Source organism: Pedobacter sp. Leaf216 (genome assembly GCF_001421515.1).
Lineage (GTDB): Bacteria > Bacteroidota > Bacteroidia > Sphingobacteriales > Sphingobacteriaceae > Pedobacter.
In genome coordinates, this window is record NZ_LMKM01000003.1 from 80212 (window position 1) to 101905 (window position 21694).

The 21694-nt window shown below is 38.7% G+C and carries 13 protein-coding genes, 1 tRNA gene and 1 riboswitch; of the genes, 3 read left to right on the top strand and 11 right to left on the bottom strand.

Annotation, left to right across the window (positions count from 1 at the left end; genetic code table 11):
* Positions 1–28: 28 nt before the first annotated feature.
* The 6 genes from ASE74_RS02230 to ASE74_RS02255 form a co-directional block, all read right to left on the bottom strand.
* Positions 29–883, bottom strand: coding sequence for a cupin-like domain-containing protein (locus tag ASE74_RS02230; protein WP_055903515.1), 855 nt, complete (start codon positions 881–883; stop codon positions 29–31).
* 13 nt (positions 884–896) lie between these two features.
* The gene (locus ASE74_RS02235; protein ID WP_055903518.1) at positions 897–1601 is read right to left on the bottom strand and encodes a 4'-phosphopantetheinyl transferase superfamily protein; all 705 of its coding nucleotides are present in this window, start codon (positions 1599–1601) and stop codon (positions 897–899) included.
* Positions 1591–5640: a non-ribosomal peptide synthetase gene (locus ASE74_RS02240; RefSeq protein ID WP_055903521.1), complete on the bottom strand. Its 4050-nt coding sequence runs from the start codon at positions 5638–5640 to the stop codon at positions 1591–1593. Before ASE74_RS02240 ends, ASE74_RS02235 begins: the two co-directional genes overlap by 11 nt.
* Positions 5641–5650: 10 nt before the next feature.
* On the bottom strand, positions 5651–12154 hold the full coding sequence (locus tag ASE74_RS02245) for a type I polyketide synthase (RefSeq protein ID WP_055903524.1): 6504 nt from the start codon (positions 12152–12154) through the stop codon (positions 5651–5653).
* Between the two features lie 339 nt (positions 12155–12493).
* Positions 12494–13660, bottom strand: a complete 1167-nt coding sequence (locus tag ASE74_RS02250; RefSeq protein WP_055903527.1) for a glycosyltransferase family 2 protein — start codon at positions 13658–13660, stop codon at positions 12494–12496.
* A 120-nt stretch (positions 13661–13780) separates the two neighbouring features.
* Positions 13781–14728, bottom strand: a complete 948-nt coding sequence (locus ASE74_RS02255) for a glycosyltransferase family 2 protein (protein ID WP_055903530.1) — start codon at positions 14726–14728, stop codon at positions 13781–13783.
* 240 nt (positions 14729–14968) lie between these two features.
* Between ASE74_RS02255 and ASE74_RS02260 the strand changes: the two genes are divergently transcribed.
* Both ASE74_RS02260 and ASE74_RS02265 read left to right on the top strand, forming a co-directional pair.
* Positions 14969–15802 carry an LCP family protein gene (locus ASE74_RS02260; RefSeq protein ID WP_055903533.1) on the top strand — a complete coding sequence of 278 codons (834 nt, stop codon included), beginning with the start codon at positions 14969–14971 and terminating at the stop codon, positions 15800–15802.
* Positions 15803–15866: 64 nt separating this feature from the next.
* Entirely contained in the window at positions 15867–16055 is a 189-nt protein-coding gene (locus tag ASE74_RS02265; protein WP_055903536.1) for a hypothetical protein, read from the top strand.
* Between the two features lie 113 nt (positions 16056–16168).
* Here the strand turns inward: ASE74_RS02265 and ASE74_RS02270 are convergent, their stop codons facing one another.
* Positions 16169–17062 carry a winged helix-turn-helix domain-containing protein gene (locus ASE74_RS02270; RefSeq protein WP_055903539.1) on the bottom strand — a complete coding sequence of 298 codons (894 nt, stop codon included), beginning with the start codon at positions 17060–17062 and terminating at the stop codon, positions 16169–16171.
* A 177-nt stretch (positions 17063–17239) separates the two neighbouring features.
* On the opposite strand from ASE74_RS02270, the gene ASE74_RS02275 reads away from it, so the two are divergent.
* Positions 17240–17779, top strand: coding sequence for a hypothetical protein (locus ASE74_RS02275; protein ID WP_055903542.1), 540 nt, complete (start codon positions 17240–17242; stop codon positions 17777–17779).
* Positions 17780–18026: 247 nt separating this feature from the next.
* Here the strand turns inward: ASE74_RS02275 and ASE74_RS02280 are convergent, their stop codons facing one another.
* From ASE74_RS02280 to ASE74_RS02295, 4 genes are all read right to left on the bottom strand, one after another.
* On the bottom strand, positions 18027–18599 hold the full coding sequence (locus tag ASE74_RS02280; protein ID WP_055903545.1) for a DUF4833 domain-containing protein: 573 nt from the start codon (positions 18597–18599) through the stop codon (positions 18027–18029).
* Positions 18581–18817, bottom strand: coding sequence for a hypothetical protein (locus ASE74_RS02285; protein ID WP_055903548.1), 237 nt, complete (start codon positions 18815–18817; stop codon positions 18581–18583). The genes ASE74_RS02280 and ASE74_RS02285 overlap by 19 nt, the downstream gene beginning before the upstream one ends.
* Before the next feature lie 82 nt (positions 18818–18899).
* Positions 18900–18999: riboswitch (SAM riboswitch) on the bottom strand.
* Positions 19000–19024: 25 nt separating this feature from the next.
* A tRNA-Cys gene (locus ASE74_RS02290) sits at positions 19025–19095 on the bottom strand.
* Between the two features lie 912 nt (positions 19096–20007).
* Positions 20008–21648: a TldD/PmbA family protein gene (locus ASE74_RS02295; RefSeq protein ID WP_055903551.1), complete on the bottom strand. Its 1641-nt coding sequence runs from the start codon at positions 21646–21648 to the stop codon at positions 20008–20010.
* Positions 21649–21694 lie beyond the last annotated feature (46 nt).

The window sequence follows — 21694 nt, forward strand, 5'->3', positions numbered from 1 at the left end:
TTATGGTTTTGATGTATGCTAAAACAGCTTATGATGATGTTTTAACTAAACCTTTTAATTTGCAGATCATGCCTGCTGCTAGGGCAAAGCCGTAATTTACAATAGCCCCGGTTTGGCTTTTTTGCTTTTTGATGTTATACATATCTGTAAGCCATGCACTATAATTTGTAGCGTTCATCTGATCAAAAATAAGGGAGATATTTTGTCCAGGAGCTACAGTTGTGTGCCATACCCCATTTGGTACAAAAATGGTTTCTCCGGGTTGGAGTGTAACTTCTACCGATCTGGCATTTTTATAGAGGGGGTACTTTTGCAGATCCGGATCTAAGATATTTACAGGGGAAAGAAAATTGGAATATCCTTTTTTGCCTGCGTATAAAAACTCATCCTGCTCACCAGGAAAAAGAATAAATTTTTTCTCGCCATAAAGCTGTGTAATCCAGGCGTTGGTATGATAAAAATCTTTGTGCAGCGAATATTGGTTGCCCTGGCCACCAAAAAAAAGGTTAATGTTTTTACCAAATCTGCCATAAGGAAAAATCTTCGAATCGAACCAGTTTGGCGTAGCATAATTCATATGGATTGGATTAATATGCTCCATAAAGCCTGGTATATCGTAAGGAAGTTCAAAAGTAATTGGGTAAGGTGCAGGGTTTTTTGGGGTGCTTTTTAGGGTGAGTTCCAAAATTTCGTTGATGGTATACATTTTTCCCTCAAATTCTTTTTTGTAATTACCGAAATGTGCACTAAAAAAATCAGGTCCGAAGGTATGCTGACCCCAAACTTTTGAAGCATTTTTAAAAACAACAGGATTTCTTTTATTTACATGTTCTGCTATAAATTCTGTATAGGAGATGTGATCTACTTTATTTACGGTTTGCATTGATTGATTGTGTTTAATTTAAATTCCAAAAAACGGTTTCCAGATCTTCACTTGTAGCAAGGGTAAAGATATAGTCGGGAGCTGCACGCATCGTTACCAGGCGGTAAGGTTTGCATGATCTGGTTTGTATATTTTCCAAACAGTTAATTTCCAGTAGATTATCGATAAGTCCTTCTCCTGTAGCTTTCAGCAGTGCTTCTTTTCTCGTCCATAAGGTAAAAAAGGATTCTTTCTGATCTTCCGATAGCATTATAAATTCTTCCTCGGCTGTGCAAAAGCAGTAGGGGATTAGCTGGCCCACATCAACAGGGTGGTCTATATGTTCAACATCTATCCCGATCGGATTTTCGCTCATGGCAATCATAATGTATTGCGCACTATGACTGATGTTAAATTCGATACCAGCTGTAGATGGCTTTTTGTTTGCCGTTTGGTTAAAAATTACCGATTGAGGCACGGTGCCGGTATATTGTGAAATTATTTTCCTGATGGCGAGCCTTGTAGCAATAAAACGCCGCGTATCGTGTGCTTTCAAAAAATACCCGGATCTTTTTATCTCCTCTGGCGAAAGTATCTCATTAATCTGGTTGCAGAATTTTTGATAATAAAGCTCAAAATTGATCTTGAAAATGTTGTTTTTCGTCAGGTCAATATCTTCAGTAGAATCGAGGCTTCGCCAATCCACGTTTAAAATAACGGGCAGTTTGTTAGCTAGCATGTTGATGCTTGTTGAGGTTTGTTTGTAAAATATTGGCAAATGCCTCGTTGTGTGGGGCGGATATAAAAGTTTTATGGTCGCCTGGGATTTCGCAAACCTCAACGCCTTGAAGTGCAAAGCGGTCCCATCCAAGATAAGTAAGGTCATCAAGGAAATATAACCTTTCACTTACTCTAAATAAGGTTACCTTTAAATCGCTTGGTTGTAGATAATATTTTTCCAATGCCTGATCGTATTGATTATACAACTCTTTCTCGCGATCGGTGAATAATCCCCAATCACTGTCATGTTGGTTTACAAAGTTTTTGAAAAGCCGTTTTTTTGTAGCATTAAGCTGGTATTTAACCGTGTTAACAGGTCTCTTTTTAAAAGAATTGGCTATAAAAGGAATTTTTTTGAACTGTCGTTTTACAAAATGACCAAAATTATTGTCTAATTGCCTAATTGGTGCGTTTTGGCCTGTATCAGTATCAATTACTCCCAAAAGGTTAACAGCTTTACCCATTTCTTTAAGTTGTTTGGCCATTTCGAAGGCAATAAAGCCTCCTAATGAATAACCAACGATGTTATATGGCCCATCTTGATTGATTTCGAGGATTTCGTCAAGGTATCTTGCCGCAATCTCCTCAAGGGTATCCGGAAGATCTTCATAACGGTCTAAACCAATTGCCTGCACTCCATAAATTGGTTGGTCATCATCCAGGGCGGGAATTATCGATTTAAATAATAATACGTTAAGTCCACTGCCGTGAATTAGATAAACGGGTGCTTTAGAGCCTCCTGTTCTGATCGGAATAATCGTTTTAGAACGCTCACTATCTGTAGTAACGAACTGTGTGGCAAGTTTTTCTATGGTAGAATGGGTAAGGAGTACGTTTAGTGGCAGGCGGATACCTGTCTTTTTTTCCAAAGCCACCATTACCCTTACTGCCATCAGCGAATTGCCGCCCATTTCGAAAAAATCGTCTTCAATACCCAGTTTTTCAACACCCAGGGCATCTTTCCAAAGGTTTATGAGCAGCTGTTCGGTTGGGTTTATCGGTTTAGTGATATCCTTATTTACAGGATATTGCGCTCTTTCAGGTTTAGGCAATATATCACGATCTACCTTTCCACTTGCAGAAAGTGGGAAAACACGCATTGCTACAAAAAAATCCGGCACCATATAATCTGGCAAAAGGGTTTTAAGTCTGTTCTTCAATAACTTGCTGTAATTTCTGTTCAAAAGGAGTTGATTTTCAGTGTTATCTGTTTCTGTAGAGAGAACAATTTCCTTATTGGCCAATTGGGTTTCGCAAATTGTGAGGTAAGCCACGAGGCAATCATCTGCCCCGGTATCATTGCGCTGAATAATTAATGAATCGCTTATTTCTGGTTGAGCGTTTATAATGCTCTCAATTTCACCCGATTCTACCCTATGCCCACGCACTTTGATTTGATGATCTATTCTTCCAAGACATTGTATTTCTCCATTGTTGAGCATAATGCCAAGATCGCCCGTTTTATAAAGAATGATATTGGAGCCATCGTTTGCGAAAATAAACTTCTCGCTCATGAGCGAATTATTATTTACATATCCTAAACCAACACCTTCTCCACCGATACAAATTTCTCCTACATCGCCCATTTGCACGGGCCGGCCTGCGGCATCGTTAATGTAAATTACCGTATTATGAAGGGGCTTGCCAATCGTAATCAACTCATCGCTAACTGATATTTGTTTACCTATCGAATATATGGTGGTTTCAGTAGGGCCGTACATGTTCCATAAACTAGCTCCTGTAGCCATAATCGATTTAGCCAGATTAAGATCCAGCTGCTCACCACCTGCAAAAACCTTGAGGCTGTTTGTTTCAAGACCAGAATTTAAAATCATCTTCAAGGTGGAAGGCGTACCTTGAATAATCGAAATTTTTTGGCTTGAAATTATATTGTTGATTAACCTTCCGTCTTTACATGCAGCATCACTAGCAATTACTGTTTCTGCACCGGTAATAAGCGGCAAAAGGAGTTCGAGCGCAGCAATATCAAAAGAAATGGTTGTTGTTGCCAGCAAACGGTCTTCACAATTTATGCCAGGCATTTCCTTTGTACTCAGTAAAAGATTTGCAAGGTTACCATGACTTATTTTAACCCCTTTCGGTCGTCCGGTAGAGCCTGAGGTATATAGTAAATAAGCGGTATCGTTTAAACTGATGGTGGGAGTTTGCCAGTTGTTAAGATGTGCATCCAGTGAGGTAAAAATTTCTTCGGGATTGAGTACTTCCAGTTTTACGGGAACATGAGCCAGTAAATTAGAAAATAAATATGTTGCACCCGAATCGGTGAGCATATAATTTATCCGCTCAGCGGGCAATGTAGGGTCTATCGGGAGGTATGCAGCACCAGTTTTTAAAATGGCAATTATTCCGGTTAGCATTTCAATGGAACGGCTGATTGAGATGGCTACAATATGGCCTTTTCTTATTCCTTTATTTTTTAAAACGGAAGCTAATGCATCTGATTTTTTATCGAGCGATAAAAAGGTAAGTGCATTTTGCTCAAAACTTACTGCCCGGCGGTTTTGAAACTTTGATACGCTGTTGCTAAAAAGTTCAACGAAAGATTGATTGTTAGCCAATGCTTTGCCAATTGTTACTGATTTAAGCTTTCCATCCATTATCGCATCATATATCGAAATGGATGGAGTTTTGATCATACTGTTGATCAGGAGCTCATAATCCTGCATCATGGCCTTAATACGGGCCTGAGAAAAGAGTTGTGCGTTGTAATTCCACTCTAAAATAAGTCCATCTGGTGAATCGGTGGCATTAACAAAAAGTTCGAAAGTTTCACAGCATCTTGCATTGGAGTTAATCTGGTGCTCAAGTCCATCAAATCTCACATCACTGTCCATACCCATGTCGATGTTAAACACAATGGGTACAAGCGGCACTCTGGAGTGATCTCTCTTGGTTTTAAGTTTTTCTAAAAGTTCTCCAAAACTATACTGCTGGTGTTCATAAACATTCATCAGGTGTGCTCTACGCCCTTTTAGGTAATCATTTAGCGGCATTTCGGCATCAACATAACTTTTTACCGGTAATATGTTAACGCAATGGCCCACCAGATCGTAAAATTCACCTACTGCCTGCTCTGCCGAGGGTAAACCAATAATCAGATTGGCCTGACCTGTTTTTTTGAAAATAAGGATTTCAAATAAAGATAACATGGTGGTTACCAAACTGCATCCTATTTTGGCACCCTGGCTTCTTAAGTCTTTAATTACACTGCCACTCAAGTGTTGATCGATTCTGTTTGATTGATAACTTCGTTGAGTACCCCTAGAAAAATCTGTAGTCAGGTTTACTGTAGGTAAATCACCGGCGCATTCATTTAACCAAAATTCTTCTGTGTTCCTAAAATCGGGGCTTTTGCGGTATGTTTCTTTTACAACTGCAAAATCGCTGATCTGGAAAGGTTTAGGAAGGGAATGCGCTGATCCACTGGCATATGCACTATATAGTTTACTAAGTTCTTCGAGGATAATGCCAAATGACCACCCGTCGCAGATAATATGGTGAAAAATTAAGGTAATTTGATGTTGTTTTACTTCGTTGCGATGTACAAATGCCCTGAAAAGTGGCCCCTCGTTTAAATCGAAAGGTATGGCCATCTGCGATTTTAAAAAAGTGCTAAACTCAATTTCTCTGCCTTTTTGCGGTAAATGAGAAAGGTTTTGCACCGCAATTTCAAAAGGCATTTCATTGTAAATGATGAGTTTTTCTCCATCTCCACTTATTACGCTTCGCAGGGCTTCATGCCTGTTTATCACTTGGGCAAAAGCTGCTTTAAAGTATTCAATTTCGAAATTACCAGTCAGGTTAATTGTAACCGATTCATTGTAGGCGAGGTTAGCTTCATCTCCACCCAATAAACAGGAAATAAAAATTTCCTGCTGTGCTTTGTTTATGGAGATCACTTTGTTTATGGCCCGCTCATCTTCGAAGGGATTAAAATCAACTGTTAACGGCTCAATTTCTAATTCTAAAGGCATCATCTTAGGTAACTTATAATTGAATCTGTAAGAATTTCTTGTCGTTTTGCGGATCTTCTAAAAACCAGGCCGGGTTACCAAAACGATCTTTCCCTAATCTTGCTCCAGCAATTGGAGGAGTATTATTGTCAATTACAATGGCCGTATTTTGATGTATTGCATCCGCTTTTTCACCACGGTGATCCGGCAAAAAGCCTGCTTCTATAAGTCCATCGATGGAAGAGGTAAAAACACTGATTATTTTATTGATGTCATCATAAGTGGTAGCCTCCGTCATAAAGCAAGGAAAGCCATCAAGGATATGAATCCCTTTTTCCCTCATGAGTACAAAAAGCAGTTCGCTGTAGGGAATATCCTGTTCGAACTTTATTTTCCATAGCGAACCGTAGTTAACGATATTGATTGGCAGCTGCCTTGCCGCAATTTCTTTTGTTAGGGCATGAGCGATAAAATTTCCTTTATCATTTAACCGCTGTTGCAAGGCAGGTCCTTGTGCTTTCATATAAAGAAGTGATGCCTTGGCTGCGGCAAGTGCAAGTGGATGACGAACAAAGGTACCGGCGAAATAGGTAATGCCTACTTCAGGTATCGAACTATCGCCATAATTCCATGAGCCACCATCAAGCGCATCCATAAATTTTCTTTCACCAGCAATTACACCTATGGGAATACCCGAACCTACTACTTTTCCGTAAGCGGCCAGATCGGCTTTTATGCCAAATTGGGCTTGTGCACCACCCGGATGCATCCTGAATCCTGTTATTACCTCATCAAAAATTAACGCGATGTCATGATTGTGGGTAATTTTACGGAGTTCGGTCAAGAACGCAACCGGTACAAATTCCGGCCGTCTGCTTTGTACTGGTTCTACCAAAACCCCCGCAATTTCGTTTGCTCTTTGTTTAATTATCGATAGTGTTTCATCAGTTCCATAATCAAGGATGAGTATGTTTTCTACGGCTTCGGGCATAATGCCTGCTGCTGCCGGGAAAGATTTTAATTTTTTCGTTCCCCTTACCAATACCTCATCAAAAATACCGTGGTAAGAGCCAGAAAATGCTACAATTATTGAGCGGGCAGTAACGGTTCTAGCCAGGCGGATACAGCCCATTACCGCTTCTGAACCAGTACTGCATAAACCTGTCCGGTCAAATCCGGTAAATTCGCAAATCAGTTTGCTTACCTCAGCTGCCAATTCGTGCTGCGGACCCACCTCAAAACCTTTTTCAATCTGGTTATGGAGTGCTTCTTTAATAAATGGAGGTTGGTAGCCCAGCATGTTGGATCCAAATCCATTCAATGCATCAATGTATTCATTATCATCCAGATCCCAAAGTTTGCTGCCTTCTGATTTTTTTACAACTACCGGGTAAATTAAATCTTTAAGTGCTGGTTTAAAGCCGTTTACTACCCGTGGATCGGCCATGTATGGTCTGCTTTCTACCGTATAGTTTTTACTTTTCGAAGTTTTTAAATTGTAACGTTGAGTAAGTTCGGTCAAGAAAAGGCGTTGCTTTCCATCAAGTTCTGTTTTGGTAAATTCAATTTTTGGAGTGGCACCAAAGGGTTTGCTTATTTCTTTTCGTTCTTCATTTGATAATTCACCCAGTGCGGTTTTTATTGGTTTGTTTACTTTCTGGGGTGCTCCTACAGGAATATTTGAGCTAATTGGTTGCGCAGGCTGCGGAAGGTTGGTTAACAACTGAATCTGTTTGGCAATAAGCTCAAGCTGGGCCGAAAGTAGTGATAACGCAGTATGATCCTGAGTTTGAGGTTGAGTGCTTTGAACTGAAAAATTGGGTTGAGGTTCTGCTATAGGCTGTTCTGGCGTAATAAATTTACTTATATAATCGGTTAACGTTTGTATGGAAGAGCATTCTTCATTTAACTGTCTGAAAGTAATTGGCACATTAAACTCTTTTTTGAGCGAACTCGCTACCTGGGTAAGCAATAGTGAATCGAAACCAATCTCCAAAAAGTTTTTACTGATATCTACTCCTTCAAACTCAATTCCGGAAGAATTTTCCAGTACCGTTTTCACCTTTGTAATAAGCATCTTCTTTTGCGTCTCTTTCTGATCAGTATCCATAGTAATATCGTTAAATTTAGTTTTTAGCGGGTTGGGCAAATGGTTTGTGGCTGGCTCTACCCAGTATTTTTTTCTTTCGAAACAATACGATGGAAGTTCGAGAAACTTCCGTTGTTGATTTTTATAATATTCCTTCCAGTTTATTTCGCGGCCTTCTAAAAAAAGTTTTCCAAGAGCATAAATAATCTGTTTGGTGTCTGCCTCACCTTGTTTTATGCCCGCAATTACTGTGCTTGCAACAGGCTGCTCCATTATGATCTGTTTGGTAAAAATACTTAAGGTATCACCAGGGCCAACCTCCAGAAATATTGGGTCGTATGTGGAAGTAATATGCGTTACAGCGGCCTCGAACTTTACCGTTTTTCTTAAATGATCTGTCCAGTAATCTACACTTAGCGCATCCTTATCGGTAAGTAAACTGCCTGTTACTGTTGATATTATAGGTGTTTTTGGAGTAGAAAGGGCAATTGTAGATACAAGCTTACGGAAAGCTGGTATCACCGGATCCATCATGGAGGAGTGAAACGCATGTTTGGATGAAAGAAATTTACTTGGAATGCCAATAGCTTCAAGTTTTTTTTGAAAGTTGGAAAGTGATTCAACCGGACCGGCAATAACATATAAGTTTTTGGTGTTTTCTGCTGCAACAGAAAGATCTGCCGGTAAAATACTAAGGAGATCAATATTTTTTACCCTGGCAGATAACATTCCGCCCGCGGGCAATTCGCTTATCATTTTTCCCCTCAGGGCAACCAGTTTCAGTGCATCTGCAAGCGAAAAAATACCTGCTAAATGTGCGGCTACATATTCGCCAACGCTGTGGCCACAAAATACATCAGGATTACATCCAAAACTCATCCATAATTTGGCCATAGCATATTCTGTAGCGAAAATTGCCGGCTGAGCATATTGAGTGTTCTGCAATACATCTTTACTTTGATCAGCAGAAAATAAAAGATTTATGAGGTCAATATCCATCAAATCTTTTAAAATTTCTGCACACTCATCAATAGCCTGGCGGTAAGTGGCCTCTTGTTGATAAAGACCAAAGCCCATATTATGGTATTGTGAGCCTTGCCCAGGAAACATAAAAACGAGGTCGTTCGCTTTTTTTGTCAACTGTTTATTCAAAAATAAATCCTGATTGTTGGTTGCCAGCTGTTCTGCCAGGTTTTCTTTAGTATCAACAACTACGAAACCACGGTGGTTAAAAACGCCACGTGAGTTTTGCAGGGAAAAACCAAGGTCTTCGGCAAGCGTTTCGGTATGTAGTGATGCAAAGTTTTTTAACTGCGATTTGTAGCTGATTAAGCTCTCGGCTGATTTTGCCGAAATAGGAATGAGTTCAAACTCACGGCTGGTAGTTGTGGCATTGATGCTATTTTCGTAACCTTCCAAAATAACGTGCACATTTGTGCCACCTACTCCGAACGAACTCACGCCAGCAATTCGCTTTTGATCATTCCAATCTTGAAGGCGGTTATTTACAAAAAATGGGCTATTATCGAAATTAATATTCTTATTTGGAGTATTGAAGCCGATTGAGGGTACTAACTTTTTATGATAGATAGATAAACAGGTTTTTATAAAACTTGCCACGCCGGCCGCCTCTGTAAGGTGGCCGAAATTGCTTTTTATTGAGCCTATGGCGCAGTATTGATTATTTACCTGGTTTCCAAATGCCTGAAGGAGGCCTTCAAATTCAATCGGATCGCCAATTGGTGTTCCGGTACCATGGGTTTCAATGTATGTTATTTCTGTGGTTTCAATATCGGCATCTACAATGGCAGAAAGTACTGCATCTGCCTGTCCGTCAGTGCTTGGAGCAGTAAAACTTGCTTTCTCATAGCCATCATTGCTTACCCCAACACCCTTTATTACCGCATATATTGTGTCTCCATCTGCTTCAGCATCTTCGAGTCTTTTTAATAAAACCACTCCTGCACCATCACTAAAAACTGTACCTGTTGATTCATCATCAAAAGGGCGGCAATGGCCATCTTTACTTAAAATACTTCCTTCCTGGTAAATATGGCCGCTATTGATGGATGCATTTATACTTGCTCCACCTGCAAGTGCAATATCGCACTGCATGGCCCTTAGGCTGTTTACAGCCTCCAAAATGGCTAGTAGAGAGGTTGAGCAGGCCGAGTTAATGTTAATTGCGGGGCCTTTAAGGTTTAAATGATAAGCTGTTCTTGAGGCAATGTAATCTTTATCGTTAACTGTGGTAACCTGAAGCTTACCCATTGTTTCGATTTTATCGGGATGCGCCAATACATTGGTTTCGTAATAGAAATTAGGGCCACAGCCTGCAAAAACTCCTGTTTTGTAATTTACTTTAGCAGGAAGATGCGCTGTTTTTTCTAACACTTCAAAAGCAATTTCGAGGAATATCCTGTGCTGCGGATCCATTAATTCGGCCAGTTTTCTGTTAATACCGAAGAAATCCGGATCAAACATTTTTGGGTTTTTAATAATGCCACGGGCTTTGATATACAGGGGATCTTGTTTTACCTGTTCGGGTATATTAACATCCAGTTCTGAATCACTAAAAAAAGTGGTTGTTTCTCTTCCCTGCGCCAATATATCCCAGAGTTCGGCAATGGTTTCTGCTCCCGGAAATCTGCCTGCCATGCCAATTACAGCAATATCCCTTGATTTATTGCCATTCGAATGACGTTTTAAGCGAGTGGATTCCAATGCCTTGTTAAGGTAATTTGCAAGCCCCGAAACAGTTGGATACTGATAAAGCTTTACCACAGGGATTTTAATATCCTGGGCATCCATGGCAATAATTAAACGCTGTGATAAAAGTGAATTGCCGCCAAGATCGAAAAAATTATCATTTACACCGATGCGTTTTACTGCTAATACTTCTTTCCATACGGCAGCAATTTTTGTTTCTAACGCTGATCGTGGTGCTACATACGGGGTAGCCAGCAGATCGGAATAGTCTGGAATAACGAGTTGCTTTCTATCAATTTTGCCACTAATGGTAAGCGGCATTTGCTCAAGCGGAACCCAAATTCTGGGTATCATGTATTCTGGCAACCTGTTGCTTAAATAGGCTTCGGTATCGGTTTTGTTAAAAGATGCATCAGAAACCACAAATGCAACCAATTGCTTATCACTTTCGGTGTTATTTTTAACCAACACAACACTTTGGCTAATCATCGGACTTGCATTTAACGCATTTTCAATTTCGCCGATTTCAATTCTGTAACCTCTTATTTTTACCTGTTCATCACCTCTTCCTATGTATTCAATATTGCCATCTGCCAGCCATCTTCCCATATCACCGGTTTTGTAAAACAGGTGGTTGCCAAGTGAATTTATGCTTATAAAATTTTGTGCCGTAAGTGCATCATTGTTTAAATAGCCCTTAGCCAGTTGAGGGCCAGTGATGTAAATTTCACCTACTTTTCCTGCTGCTACCTCTTGTTTTGTTTCATTAAGAATGTAAATGGTTGTTCCGGCCAAAGGTTTACCAATGGGTAAAGATTCGGAAAGCGAAATCTGATCAGCATTGCATTTAAAGGCAGTAGTGGTTACCGTTGCTTCAGTAGGACCATAAACGTTATAAAAATCGGCTTTGAACTGCCATTTTAAAAATAAGGCTTTCGGACAAACATCTCCACCTACAACGATTCTTTTCAGTGTTGTATATTTTTCGGGGTTAAGGTTTTCTAAAAAACCCGGAGTTAAATCAAGATGTGTGATTTCCTTATCGGAAACATATTTTGTAAACCTTTCTACATCTGCCAATAGCTCTTCGGGCAACAAAACCAAACATGCGCCGGTGGTTAAGGCTAAAAATATTTGTTCAACGGAAGCATCAAATGATATGCTGGAAAATAGCAAAATTCTATCTGCTGCTGTTATGCCATAATAGCTGCTTTGATTGATGATGAAGCTGCTCACCGCTTTATTTTGTACAACCACACCTTTTGGTTTGCCTGTAGAGCCGGAGGTATAAATAATATAACTTACTGCTTCCTCATCTGTAATTGCTGGTAATGGTGTTTTTGGAGCATTATCAACAGGAGATGGGTTCCCATCCAGCAGTATAGTGGTACCAGTGAAACCTGGAGGGGTTTTTAATGCAGTGATGAGAAAATTTGCGTCAATGTCATCAATTATATAACTAATCCTTTCCATAGGATATGATGGATCAATCGGGACGTAGCTTGCACCACATTTCATTATCGCCAAAACCGCAATAATCATTTCAAATGATCTGTTAAGCAATATAGGAACTCTCGAATCCTTATTTACACCTTTTTCAATCAGGAAATTAGCTAACTGATTAGATCGGGTATCAAGTTCGCCATAGGCAAGCGACTGATTATTATATTCGAGAGCAATGTTATTTGGGGATACATTACATTGGGCAGTGATAAGGGCAGATAGAGTATTATTAAGCATACGAGATTAAGATTGGTAGCGCCGCATTTAATATATGATAACGTAAATTGCTGTTTTTATGAGTTTTGTGACGTGTTATTACTGTTTAATTTTTTTTACTAAAGTACCTTATATAGATGTAGATTGAAATAGTGCGAAAGGGCTATTAGGAATTGAGATAATCAGGTTACCAGAATGATAAATAGACACTGTAACAACCTGTTATTGTGAATAAGGAGATTGCGCATAATGATATGCGAAGTAGGCAAAAGAATACAAATACGGGAGATTTTTAGTTGATTTCTGCTGAATTTCCCTCCATTTATGAAGGGAAATTGCAAATTTTACCATATTTGAAAGCTATTTCCTCAACGATCTTTCCCAGGCCGCACTCTGGCTTTTATTAATATACCTCACAATCCCTGCTGCCACTGCATAATTCATCATACAGAAGTAATATGGAATAAATAGGGGTTTGATTCTGATACTTTTACGTTCCATCAAAAATCCAAGGATTGCCAGCACATAAAAAATACATTGCGCGGTAAGCAAAACCGTATAAAATGGAGCACCATGATTGTAAACAATCCAAATGTTTGTTAAAAGGGCCATAACCAGTAAGAAAGGTGTAATGGTCCACCTTAATACCCTATGCGAAAGATATTGAAAGGTTAAAACAGGATATCGGAAAGGATTTGCTGCAATTTTTAACCGGAGGATTGATTGAATTCCACCAGCGGCAATTCTGATCTTTCGCTTAAGTTCTTCACCTGTATTTTCTGATGCAGTTTCACTGGCATATGCTGCAGGTTCATACGCAATTAGGTAACCTTTTTCGGCAATTCTCATCGCAATCATGTGATCGTCGATAATCGTATCCGATTCAATCGGTTCATATAAAGAGGTACGGATGCTAAAAAGCTCGCCTGCGGCCCCTACATTTGAGTATAATTCGTAATCCCATTTTTTTAGTCTTGATTCGTATTTCCAGTAAAAACCTTCTCCTGCCGAACTCGCATCTGCATGCTCGTTTACCAATATCCGTTTCTCACCTGCAACAGCACCAACTTTTTTATCCTGGTAATGTTTTACAAGTTCACGCAGTGCTTCCCGGTTTAAAAAGGTATTCGCGTCAGAAAATACAATAATTTCACCATCTACACTTGGCATCGCCCGCTTAATGGCCGCCATTTTGCCGTGGCGGTCGTTATTGTGCATTAAAATAACCTCTTTGTACGGGCTAATCAAATCAGGGGTATGATCTGTAGATCCATCCGTAATGAAAATGATCTGTAACAGCTCCTTTGGATAATCAAGCTGGAGCGTATTTTTTATTTTATCTACAATTATTGTTTCCTCATTCCAGGCGGCTACAAGCAAAGTTACCGAAGGGAGTGCGGCATCTGCCAGGAAATTTTTAGGTTTAGAAAATGACCGTTTAATTTTTATAAGTACATAAAGTACCAATCCGTAACCAACAAAAGTATAGGTTACAATAAAAAGGCAGGTCCAGAGGAAAATAATCATTGTTTATCAGCTTTGAATTAAGTCGTTAACAGCAGTAGGCAGGTTTATTATATCCCTATTGCCGATTGGCACGAAGGTAGCCTAAACAGCATAGTTGCTCAATAGTCCTTTAATACCATTCTATTTCGAGCTACTTACAGTGGGCGCAATTATTAAATTATTGGCCAGTTGGCTTGTAAGGTGGTTTTTCGAATGAAATAAATTCCAGAGCAGTCCTTTGAAAACAAAGGGTATCAGGTCGGTTCTTCCTTTAAGAAGATAGCCGAATAATTGTTTCGGAACAGCTATTAAGAGGTAATACAGGCTAAAAAGCATTACGTTGATCATACTGCTATTGCGCCGCATAAACAACAGGCGATTGCGGGTAAGAAAGTATGTTTTAATGGTACTTTCTTTCCCTACACTCATCGATTCTTTGTGGAGAATATGTGTTTTACCCGTAAACCAGATTTTTTTGCCCGCACGCTTAAACATTTCACACCAATCCAATTCCTCATAATACAGGAAATATTGCTCAGGCATCATTCCAATCTGATCGATATCTGCTTTCCTTAACATCATTGCAGCACCATGGCAAAACGATGTTTCATAATTGGCATTGGCATACTGGCCTTTATTTAACTGGCCTAAACCAATGGTTTTATTTCTCCCGGTGATTAAGTTTATTGGTGTGTAACCTGCGTATTGAATAATATCCGGATCATCGTGATAAAGTATTAGGGGAGAGAGAATACCTATTTCAGGGTGGGCAAGCATTTCTGCATTAAGCTGCTCAACAAATCCTGGTATGAGTTCAGTATCATTATTGATCATTAAAATATGCTGTCCGGTGGCTTGTTGTATACCCAGGTTGTTGCCTCCCGCAAAACCAAGATTTACCTCCGAACGGATGTATTTTAGTGTTGGATAACTGGCTTTAAACTGAGTTTCATAATCGATATCACTGGCGTTATCAACCAAGATTACTTCGATCTCATCCAAAGCACAATTATTTTTAATTGAGTTCAACAGATCAAGGGTAACTCCGGGCTGATTATAGTTTACGGTAATGATTGAGGTTAATGCCATTTCTGCAAAACTACCTAAAGCACTGGTACAAATCTATAGCCTTTTTGGGTGGTTTATGATGCGCAACCGGTACAATTTGCTTGTAAAATGTTAATTATAAGCCGCTCTTTATCGTTTACATAAGTCAGCAGCCGATCCAATTAGTGAGAAAAGGCTATATGGGAGGCAAAAGCCTCATGGTAGCTTTGCACGCAACTAAAAACCTCAAAATTCATTTATAAACCAATGTTATCTACAACTATGAAAATCAAATCCACTTTCTTAATTACCGTATTACTCATGCTGTTTGCACATTCGCTTTATGCACAGCAGATTTTACTGATCGGATCAGATTCAAGGGAAGAGAATAAAAGAGGCAATGCCGATTTAATAATGGTTATTACGGTGAAAAAAAAGGAAGTAAGGTTAACTTCTATCTTACGTGATACGTATGTATATATAAAGGGATATGGCAACCAGAAATTAAATGCTGCTTATCGGTTAGGAGGGAAGGAATTATTGATTTCTACCATTAATGCAAATTTTAAAACAAAACTGGTTTCTTCCATCGTTACCGATTTTAGCAATACGGCAAGGGTGATCGACTCTTTTGGAGGAATAACTTTAACAATAAATAAAGGCATCCACCATTATGTAAATAATTATATAGGAGAACAGGCCTATTTAAAGGGTGTGCCGCTTTTGCCGCTTACTCGCACCGGAACTATTAAAATGACTGGCGACCAAGCCCTGGCTTATGCCCGTGTTAGGGTGGCTGGAACTTGTTACGACGATCATGCAAGGGTTGAGCGACAAAAAGATGTAACCAAAGCTGTAATTAGCTATGCTGTGAAAAATAAATCTTTAGCGTTGAAAAATATATCAGATTTATGGTCGATGATTGATACAGACATTAACCTGAAAGATTACTTTAAAACTTTCAGCACATTTTTAAACAAACAACGCCTGCCGCGATCGCAGGTATTTCCGAATGGGAATTTATATACCAATGAAAGGATTGATGGTGTAGGACTTGTACTGAAGATTAAAAATTTCAGAACGGCATCTTACGACCTGAATGATATGATAAGATAAACCTGTGGTTACCAACCGGAGGTTTGTGAATTGATTTAATACCTAATAAATTACAATTATTTAAATGCGAAAAGGAAAAATACTGAGCGTAGATGAAGCTCGTGGACACGGCCTCATTGAAGATGAAAATGAGCAGGAAATTATTTTTAATTTGGAAAGCTTAAACACCAAGGTTGATGTTAGCGATGAAGTGCTGTTTGAAATTGATTTGAGCAGTAGTGGCCTGGTGGCGATCGATATTATGTTGATATAATTCAGAGTGGCATTTTACCGTTTTTAAAGTTTTATGCTAAAAACATCTTAAATATAGCAGTAACCTCAATCAAATGCCATTTATAAAAAATTTATAATGGCTACAATTTGTTTTTAAGCATTAATTTCAAGTCTGTACCCTTTTCCACGAACAACAACGATATTGATATTAGGATCAATTTCCAATTTTTTTCTAAGTTTAGAGATAAACATATCCAGGCTGCGACCTACAATAACGCCTTCATCTTCCCATATCTCTTTCTGCAACCGGTTTCGTGCAATCATTTCATTTGGTGATGATGCGAAAATTGAAAGTAATCGGGTTTCCGTTCCAGTTAAATCTATCGTTTTTTCGTTTATAATCAGTTTCCTATGCTTTGCGTCGAATAAAACTGAACCTAAAGTAATTATACCCAAATCCTTACTTTCTTGAATTGAGGTGCTGTTTGGCTTAGCAGATCTGAGAAAAATAAATCCAACAAACGCTAAAAATGGAATGCTGCCCAATAACAAGTGTTTCTTTGCCGTAATTGTACCTGTCGGTTTAAATTTAAGATCAACCATGTAACTCGCTTTTGGTTGCTTCCTTCCTTTGCAAGCCACAATATCATCTCGTTTGTTTTTGGCCACTGCAAAGCCATAGATTACACTTTGGTTAGCACTGTTCATCACGTTTACAACATAATCAGTTGCCATTGGATCTTTAGCCAACACATTCACTGTGGTGTTCAATAAAGAATCGGTTTTAAAAGTAAGTTCCTTCTCAAAGCTGATTTGATATTCATTTTCAGAAATCTTTTTTATCGGAAGCACTCTAGATGTGCTATCGCCCGACTGTAAAAGCAGTTCGTGCCCGATTTGACGAAGCAAAATTTCCCTTCTGGCGAAATCAAAAGTATTTTTATCACTTATATGGAAAGCCACATAAATAACAGCAATAAATGAAAGCAATATCAATACAAACAGGTATTTACGTTTTCCGGTAAGCAGATTTCGGCTGAATTGCATACGTCAAGTTTTTATTTACAAAGATTACATTTTTATTTACAATCCAAATTTCTCAAGCGGAAAAATATCAAGGTAGTTTTGCTGCATCAACTTAGATGGCATATGGAAAAATAAAATATATCTATCCATTTTGAATAACCAATAGAATCTTTGATTATTTAGTAAAACACAAAAATTATGAAAAAATTGATTTATGCGCTGATGTTACCACTGGTTGTGGTGGGCGGATTAGTATTTGCTAATCCTGAAATTGGGAATGATACGACTAAGAAGCCGTTTTCAAAGCCGCGTTCTGTTGCTGAAAGGAATGCCGAAAGAAAAAAATGGGAGTCTACACCCGATGGCATTAAGTACAAAAAATGGGAGGCTTCTCCTGAAGGTAAAAAAGTGTTTACCAGTGCGGCTAAAATAAGGAAGCATACAACTGCTTTTAACAATATGGAAGCGGTTGTAACTGCTCTTTCGCTTCCACCAGGATCAAGGTTAGGTTTTGCTGTGATGGTTAGGGTTAATAGCGACGATTATATTTTACAATTTGAGCCGGAAATGTCACAACTTGAACAATTGCATAGCCTGAAAGTTAACGACAAAATAATGATTAAAAGCCACAGTATATCACATGCACCCAAATACTCATATCCAATAATATCCTGCGAATATGTGGAACGAGATCATCAGGTTATTTTTAAACGCATTCCTAAAAAAGGTGGTTGCTGAGTACGAATCCATGGTCTGTGTCTCCACAGACCATTTCTTTCTTTTATCGTATAAGTTCATTGAAGCTTAAGTAATAATGAATTTTTACTGTTACCTGAATCCATGGTCTGTGTCTCCACAGACCATTTCTCTCTTTTATCCTATAAGTAATATAAGTTCATTGAAGCTTAAGTAATAATGAATGTCTATGGCGTTGCCATCAGTGTTTTGTAGTAAAAAACAGTTGTCTAAACTATTGAACGTTAGTTTACTTCACGTTTATCCGCTCCACTATAGGTTTACCAGTTGATTCTTCAGTGCCTTCAACTTCTGCATATTTCACATTTGGGAGCCAGAAACTGCCACCTTGTATCCTCACAAATAATCGCTTAACCCTTATTGTCCGGTTGTTTATCGTTACCGAAACATGGTAGCTTTTATCATTATATCTTTGTAAATAAAATGGCAGTTTTTTGTGTGATACAAATCTAAATTCATATTTATCCTTCCCCAATGCTTTTGTATCAATGCCATAAGCAAACTTCCTTTGGATGTACCCCAAATTTTTTTTTTGCCCTTTCTCACCATACCTGATCCAATACACCTGAATAGGATTTTCGGTATTGATAGTGCCATTTTCTGTAAGGTTTAGCGCATAAATGAGGGTATTCGTATTTGGATCACGTTGAATATAAAATAGCAAATGATCTATATTTTTTGGTGTCGGAAAATTGATAGGGGATGGATCTTTACCTTGTGCATGGCTTTGAGTTGAAAAAATTACAAGGCTTAATACAATCGTAAATAATGTTTTTGAAATTCTTAAAGGTGTTTGGTACATTTTAATTTTTTTATGTAGAAGAGCGGTAGTATGAACCAGGTTTCTGTTTGATGTTGATCTTCTGCCGAAATTGTTTCCTCATTTTCATTTCGCTGTGCATTATAAAGCCGATCCGATTCTGCCCTACAATGTTCATAATCATCTAATTTTTCGCAGGAATTGTTTCCCTGAATCTCAAAAAAATCCCTTATTGATGGATAATCAAAATATACCGACATATCATAAAATTTAAATTACCAGTTTTCGGTCGGGAATAGCTTTTTGATTATTTGCTGAACGCAGAAAATTAATCTGCTTTCAAACTCATCTTTTCTGCAATTGCAAAAGGAATTAGCGCCTTGTTAATCAACAGATTGCTAAGACATCAAAGGGCCATTCCCTACGTCTTTCTTGATAAGTATGTATGTAAACAATTTAATGTTTAGACGTCATGGACGGAATCGAACCGCCGTACTAGGTTTTGCAGACCTTTACCTAACCACTCGGCCACATGACTATATGATCTTTTCAAGAAGTTTTAGATTCACTTTTTGAAGAAGACTCAGCAAAAGTAAAAATTAATAACTATAATTTCTATAGAATTAGTGGTTTTTTTTGTGATGTCGTGATATTTAATTTCTATTGGTTAATGTACTGATTTTTAGCTTTTAATATGTCATACTGAGTATAACGAAGGATCTTTTAGCGTTAACTATTAACAATTTTAATTACTTTAAACATGGTCCTCGTTTGCAACGAGGATCGATGAGTGCTGCATTTTCAATGCAGGGTTATAGTTACATATTGCGATACMATCGCCTCTAGGGCATCCAAATTGCATATCGGAACGATTTTAGGTCGAAAAATCAATAATTTATCTCTCCGTTAGAAGCGTTTTAGGAGAATCGTCATGCTGTCCTAAAACTTTCAGGATCAGGTATATTTTTGCAAAAAGATACTGAAATAAATTCAGCATGACGATCGCGTTAGGGAAAGCAAGAAAATATTAGTCCATGCGAATAAAAATAGTTCAATGCAGGGTTATAGTTACATATTGCGATACCATCGCCTCTCTAGGGCATCCAAATTGCAAATCGGGACGATTTTAGGACGAAAAATCTATAGTTTATCTCTCCGTTCGAAGCGTTTTAGGAGAATCGTCATGCTGTCCTAAACTTTCAGGATCAGGGTATATTTTTGCAAAAAGATACTGAAATAAATTCAGCATGACGATCGCGTTAGGGAAAGCAAGAAAATATTAGTCCATGCGAATAAAAATAGTTGCGTATGTGATCTGCTGCATTTTCAATGAAGGATTATAGTTATATACGGAGATACAATCGCCTTTCCCGTGCATCCCAATTTTAAATTGACACGATATTTTGCTTGATAGATCTCTCCATTTTGTTGCACTTCATTAGAGATAAATTTATCCCAATTTCCTTCCGGTATTGATCACATTTACACCATTAAAACGAGTGGTGGCACTGCCATGAGATACTGCACTTGCCTGCCCTGGCTGGCCTTTCCCATCAGAAAATGTTCCGCCCAATCTATAATCATTTTTATCACAGCGTTGTACGCATGAGTTCCAGAATTCTTGTGTATTGGCCTGGTAGGCAGCATCTTTAAACATGCCTACTATTTTGCCTTCCTTAATTTCGTAAGCCAGCTGTGCGCTGAACTGGAAATTATAACGTTGCTGATCAATAGAATAAGAATTGCGGCCGAACATATAAATTCCTTTCTCAACATTTTTAACCATATCGGCAGCACTTAAGGCTGCATTTCCTGGTGCCAATGAAACATTTGGCATTCTTTGAAACTGAATATTGTCCCAACTATCGGCATAGCAACAACCTTGCGATTCTTTTAATCCTAAAATATGTGCCTGATCGCGAATAGTTTGATAGTTTACTAAAATTCCATCTTTGATAATATCCCATTTGCCACATTTAACACCTTCATCATCATAACCGACAGCACCTAAAGATCCTGTTTCCAGCTTATCGGCAAGAATGTTTACCTCTTTACTGCCAAAGTTGAATTTTTTACTCTCCCATTTATCCAGCGTTAAGAAACTCGTACCTGCATAATTGGCTTCGTAACCTAAAACGCGGTCTAATTCGGTTGGGTGACCAACAGATTCGTGTATGGTTAGGAAAAGGTGAGAGGGATCTAAAACGAGGTCGTATTTACCTGGGGCAATGGGCTTGGCTTTCAGTTTTTCATCCACATGTACAGCTGCTTCGCGTACATCTTCCAAAATATCGTAACGCTTTTTGTACATGGTAACCGGGCCACCTTTAATTTTTTCTTCCTCTTTTGGTTTAAGGTATTCAAAACCCATCCCCATTGGTGCGCTTAAAGCATTTCTGGTTTCAAACTTACCACTGGCTGCATCTGTTTTTGTAAGGGTAAAGGTTGGCCAGATTCTGTGGATATCCTGATCGATATAAGAACCATCTGTTGAGGCAAAATATTTCTGCTCATTAATCATAAAAAGATTGGAGCTGATGTATTTTGCACCACCCTTCATGGCTTCGCTGTTTACTTTTAAAAGAAGGTCAACTTTATCTGCAATGGGTACTTCAAAAGCATTAATTTCTATGGGTGTTTTCCAGCTTACATCTCCATATCCTTTTTGCGGGGCCAACTGCACAGGCTCTTCCATCAATTTGGAGTTCCCTTTTGCAATGGCTACGGCTGCTTCCGCAGCTTTTGCAATGCTGGCATCATCCATATTGTTGGTTGCGGCAAAGCCCCAGCTTCCGTTGGCAATTACACGTACACCTAAACCATACGATTCGGAATTGGAGATGTTTTCTACCCGGGTTTCCCTGGTGGCCACAACCTGGTTCAGGTACCTGCCTATGCGTACATCGGCATAAGTGGCACCTTTGCTTTTAGCGGCATTAAGTGCAACATCGGCCATTTTTTTCTTCAGCGCAACATCTACAGGTGTTAAAGATTCTTCAACAGAAATGATTTTGCCAAAGGCAGGGATGTTGGGTATTATGCTGGCACCAAGGCCAACACCTGTCATATATAAGAAATCTCTTCTTCTCAATTTTTGGTATTTTTAAATTCTTAAGTGGGTCGTCATTCCCAACTTG

What these genes read in the sequence shown, in the direction of transcription:
- ASE74_RS02265 (WP_055903536.1), top strand. Translation starts at nt 15,867, where the DNA reads ATGCGAAAAGGAAAAATACTGAGCGTAGATGAAGCTCGTGGACACGGC.
- ASE74_RS02275 (WP_055903542.1), top strand. Translation starts at nt 17,240, where the DNA reads ATGAAAAAATTGATTTATGCGCTGATGTTACCACTGGTTGTGGTGGGC.
- ASE74_RS02250 (WP_055903527.1), bottom strand. Translation starts at nt 13,660, where the DNA reads ATGATTATTTTCCTCTGGACCTGCCTTTTTATTGTAACCTATACTTTT.
- ASE74_RS02285 (WP_055903548.1), bottom strand. Translation starts at nt 18,817, where the DNA reads ATGTCGGTATATTTTGATTATCCATCAATAAGGGATTTTTTTGAGATT.
- ASE74_RS02230 (WP_055903515.1), bottom strand. Translation starts at nt 883, where the DNA reads ATGCAAACCGTAAATAAAGTAGATCACATCTCCTATACAGAATTTATA.
- ASE74_RS02255 (WP_055903530.1), bottom strand. Translation starts at nt 14,728, where the DNA reads ATGGCATTAACCTCAATCATTACCGTAAACTATAATCAGCCCGGAGTT.
- ASE74_RS02245 (WP_055903524.1), bottom strand. Translation starts at nt 12,154, where the DNA reads ATGCTTAATAATACTCTATCTGCCCTTATCACTGCCCAATGTAATGTA.
- ASE74_RS02260 (WP_055903533.1), top strand. Translation starts at nt 14,969, where the DNA reads ATGAAAATCAAATCCACTTTCTTAATTACCGTATTACTCATGCTGTTT.
- ASE74_RS02235 (WP_055903518.1), bottom strand. Translation starts at nt 1,601, where the DNA reads ATGCTAGCTAACAAACTGCCCGTTATTTTAAACGTGGATTGGCGAAGC.
- ASE74_RS02270 (WP_055903539.1), bottom strand. Translation starts at nt 17,062, where the DNA reads ATGCAATTCAGCCGAAATCTGCTTACCGGAAAACGTAAATACCTGTTT.
- ASE74_RS02280 (WP_055903545.1), bottom strand. Translation starts at nt 18,599, where the DNA reads ATGTACCAAACACCTTTAAGAATTTCAAAAACATTATTTACGATTGTA.
- ASE74_RS02240 (WP_055903521.1), bottom strand. Translation starts at nt 5,640, where the DNA reads ATGATGCCTTTAGAATTAGAAATTGAGCCGTTAACAGTTGATTTTAAT.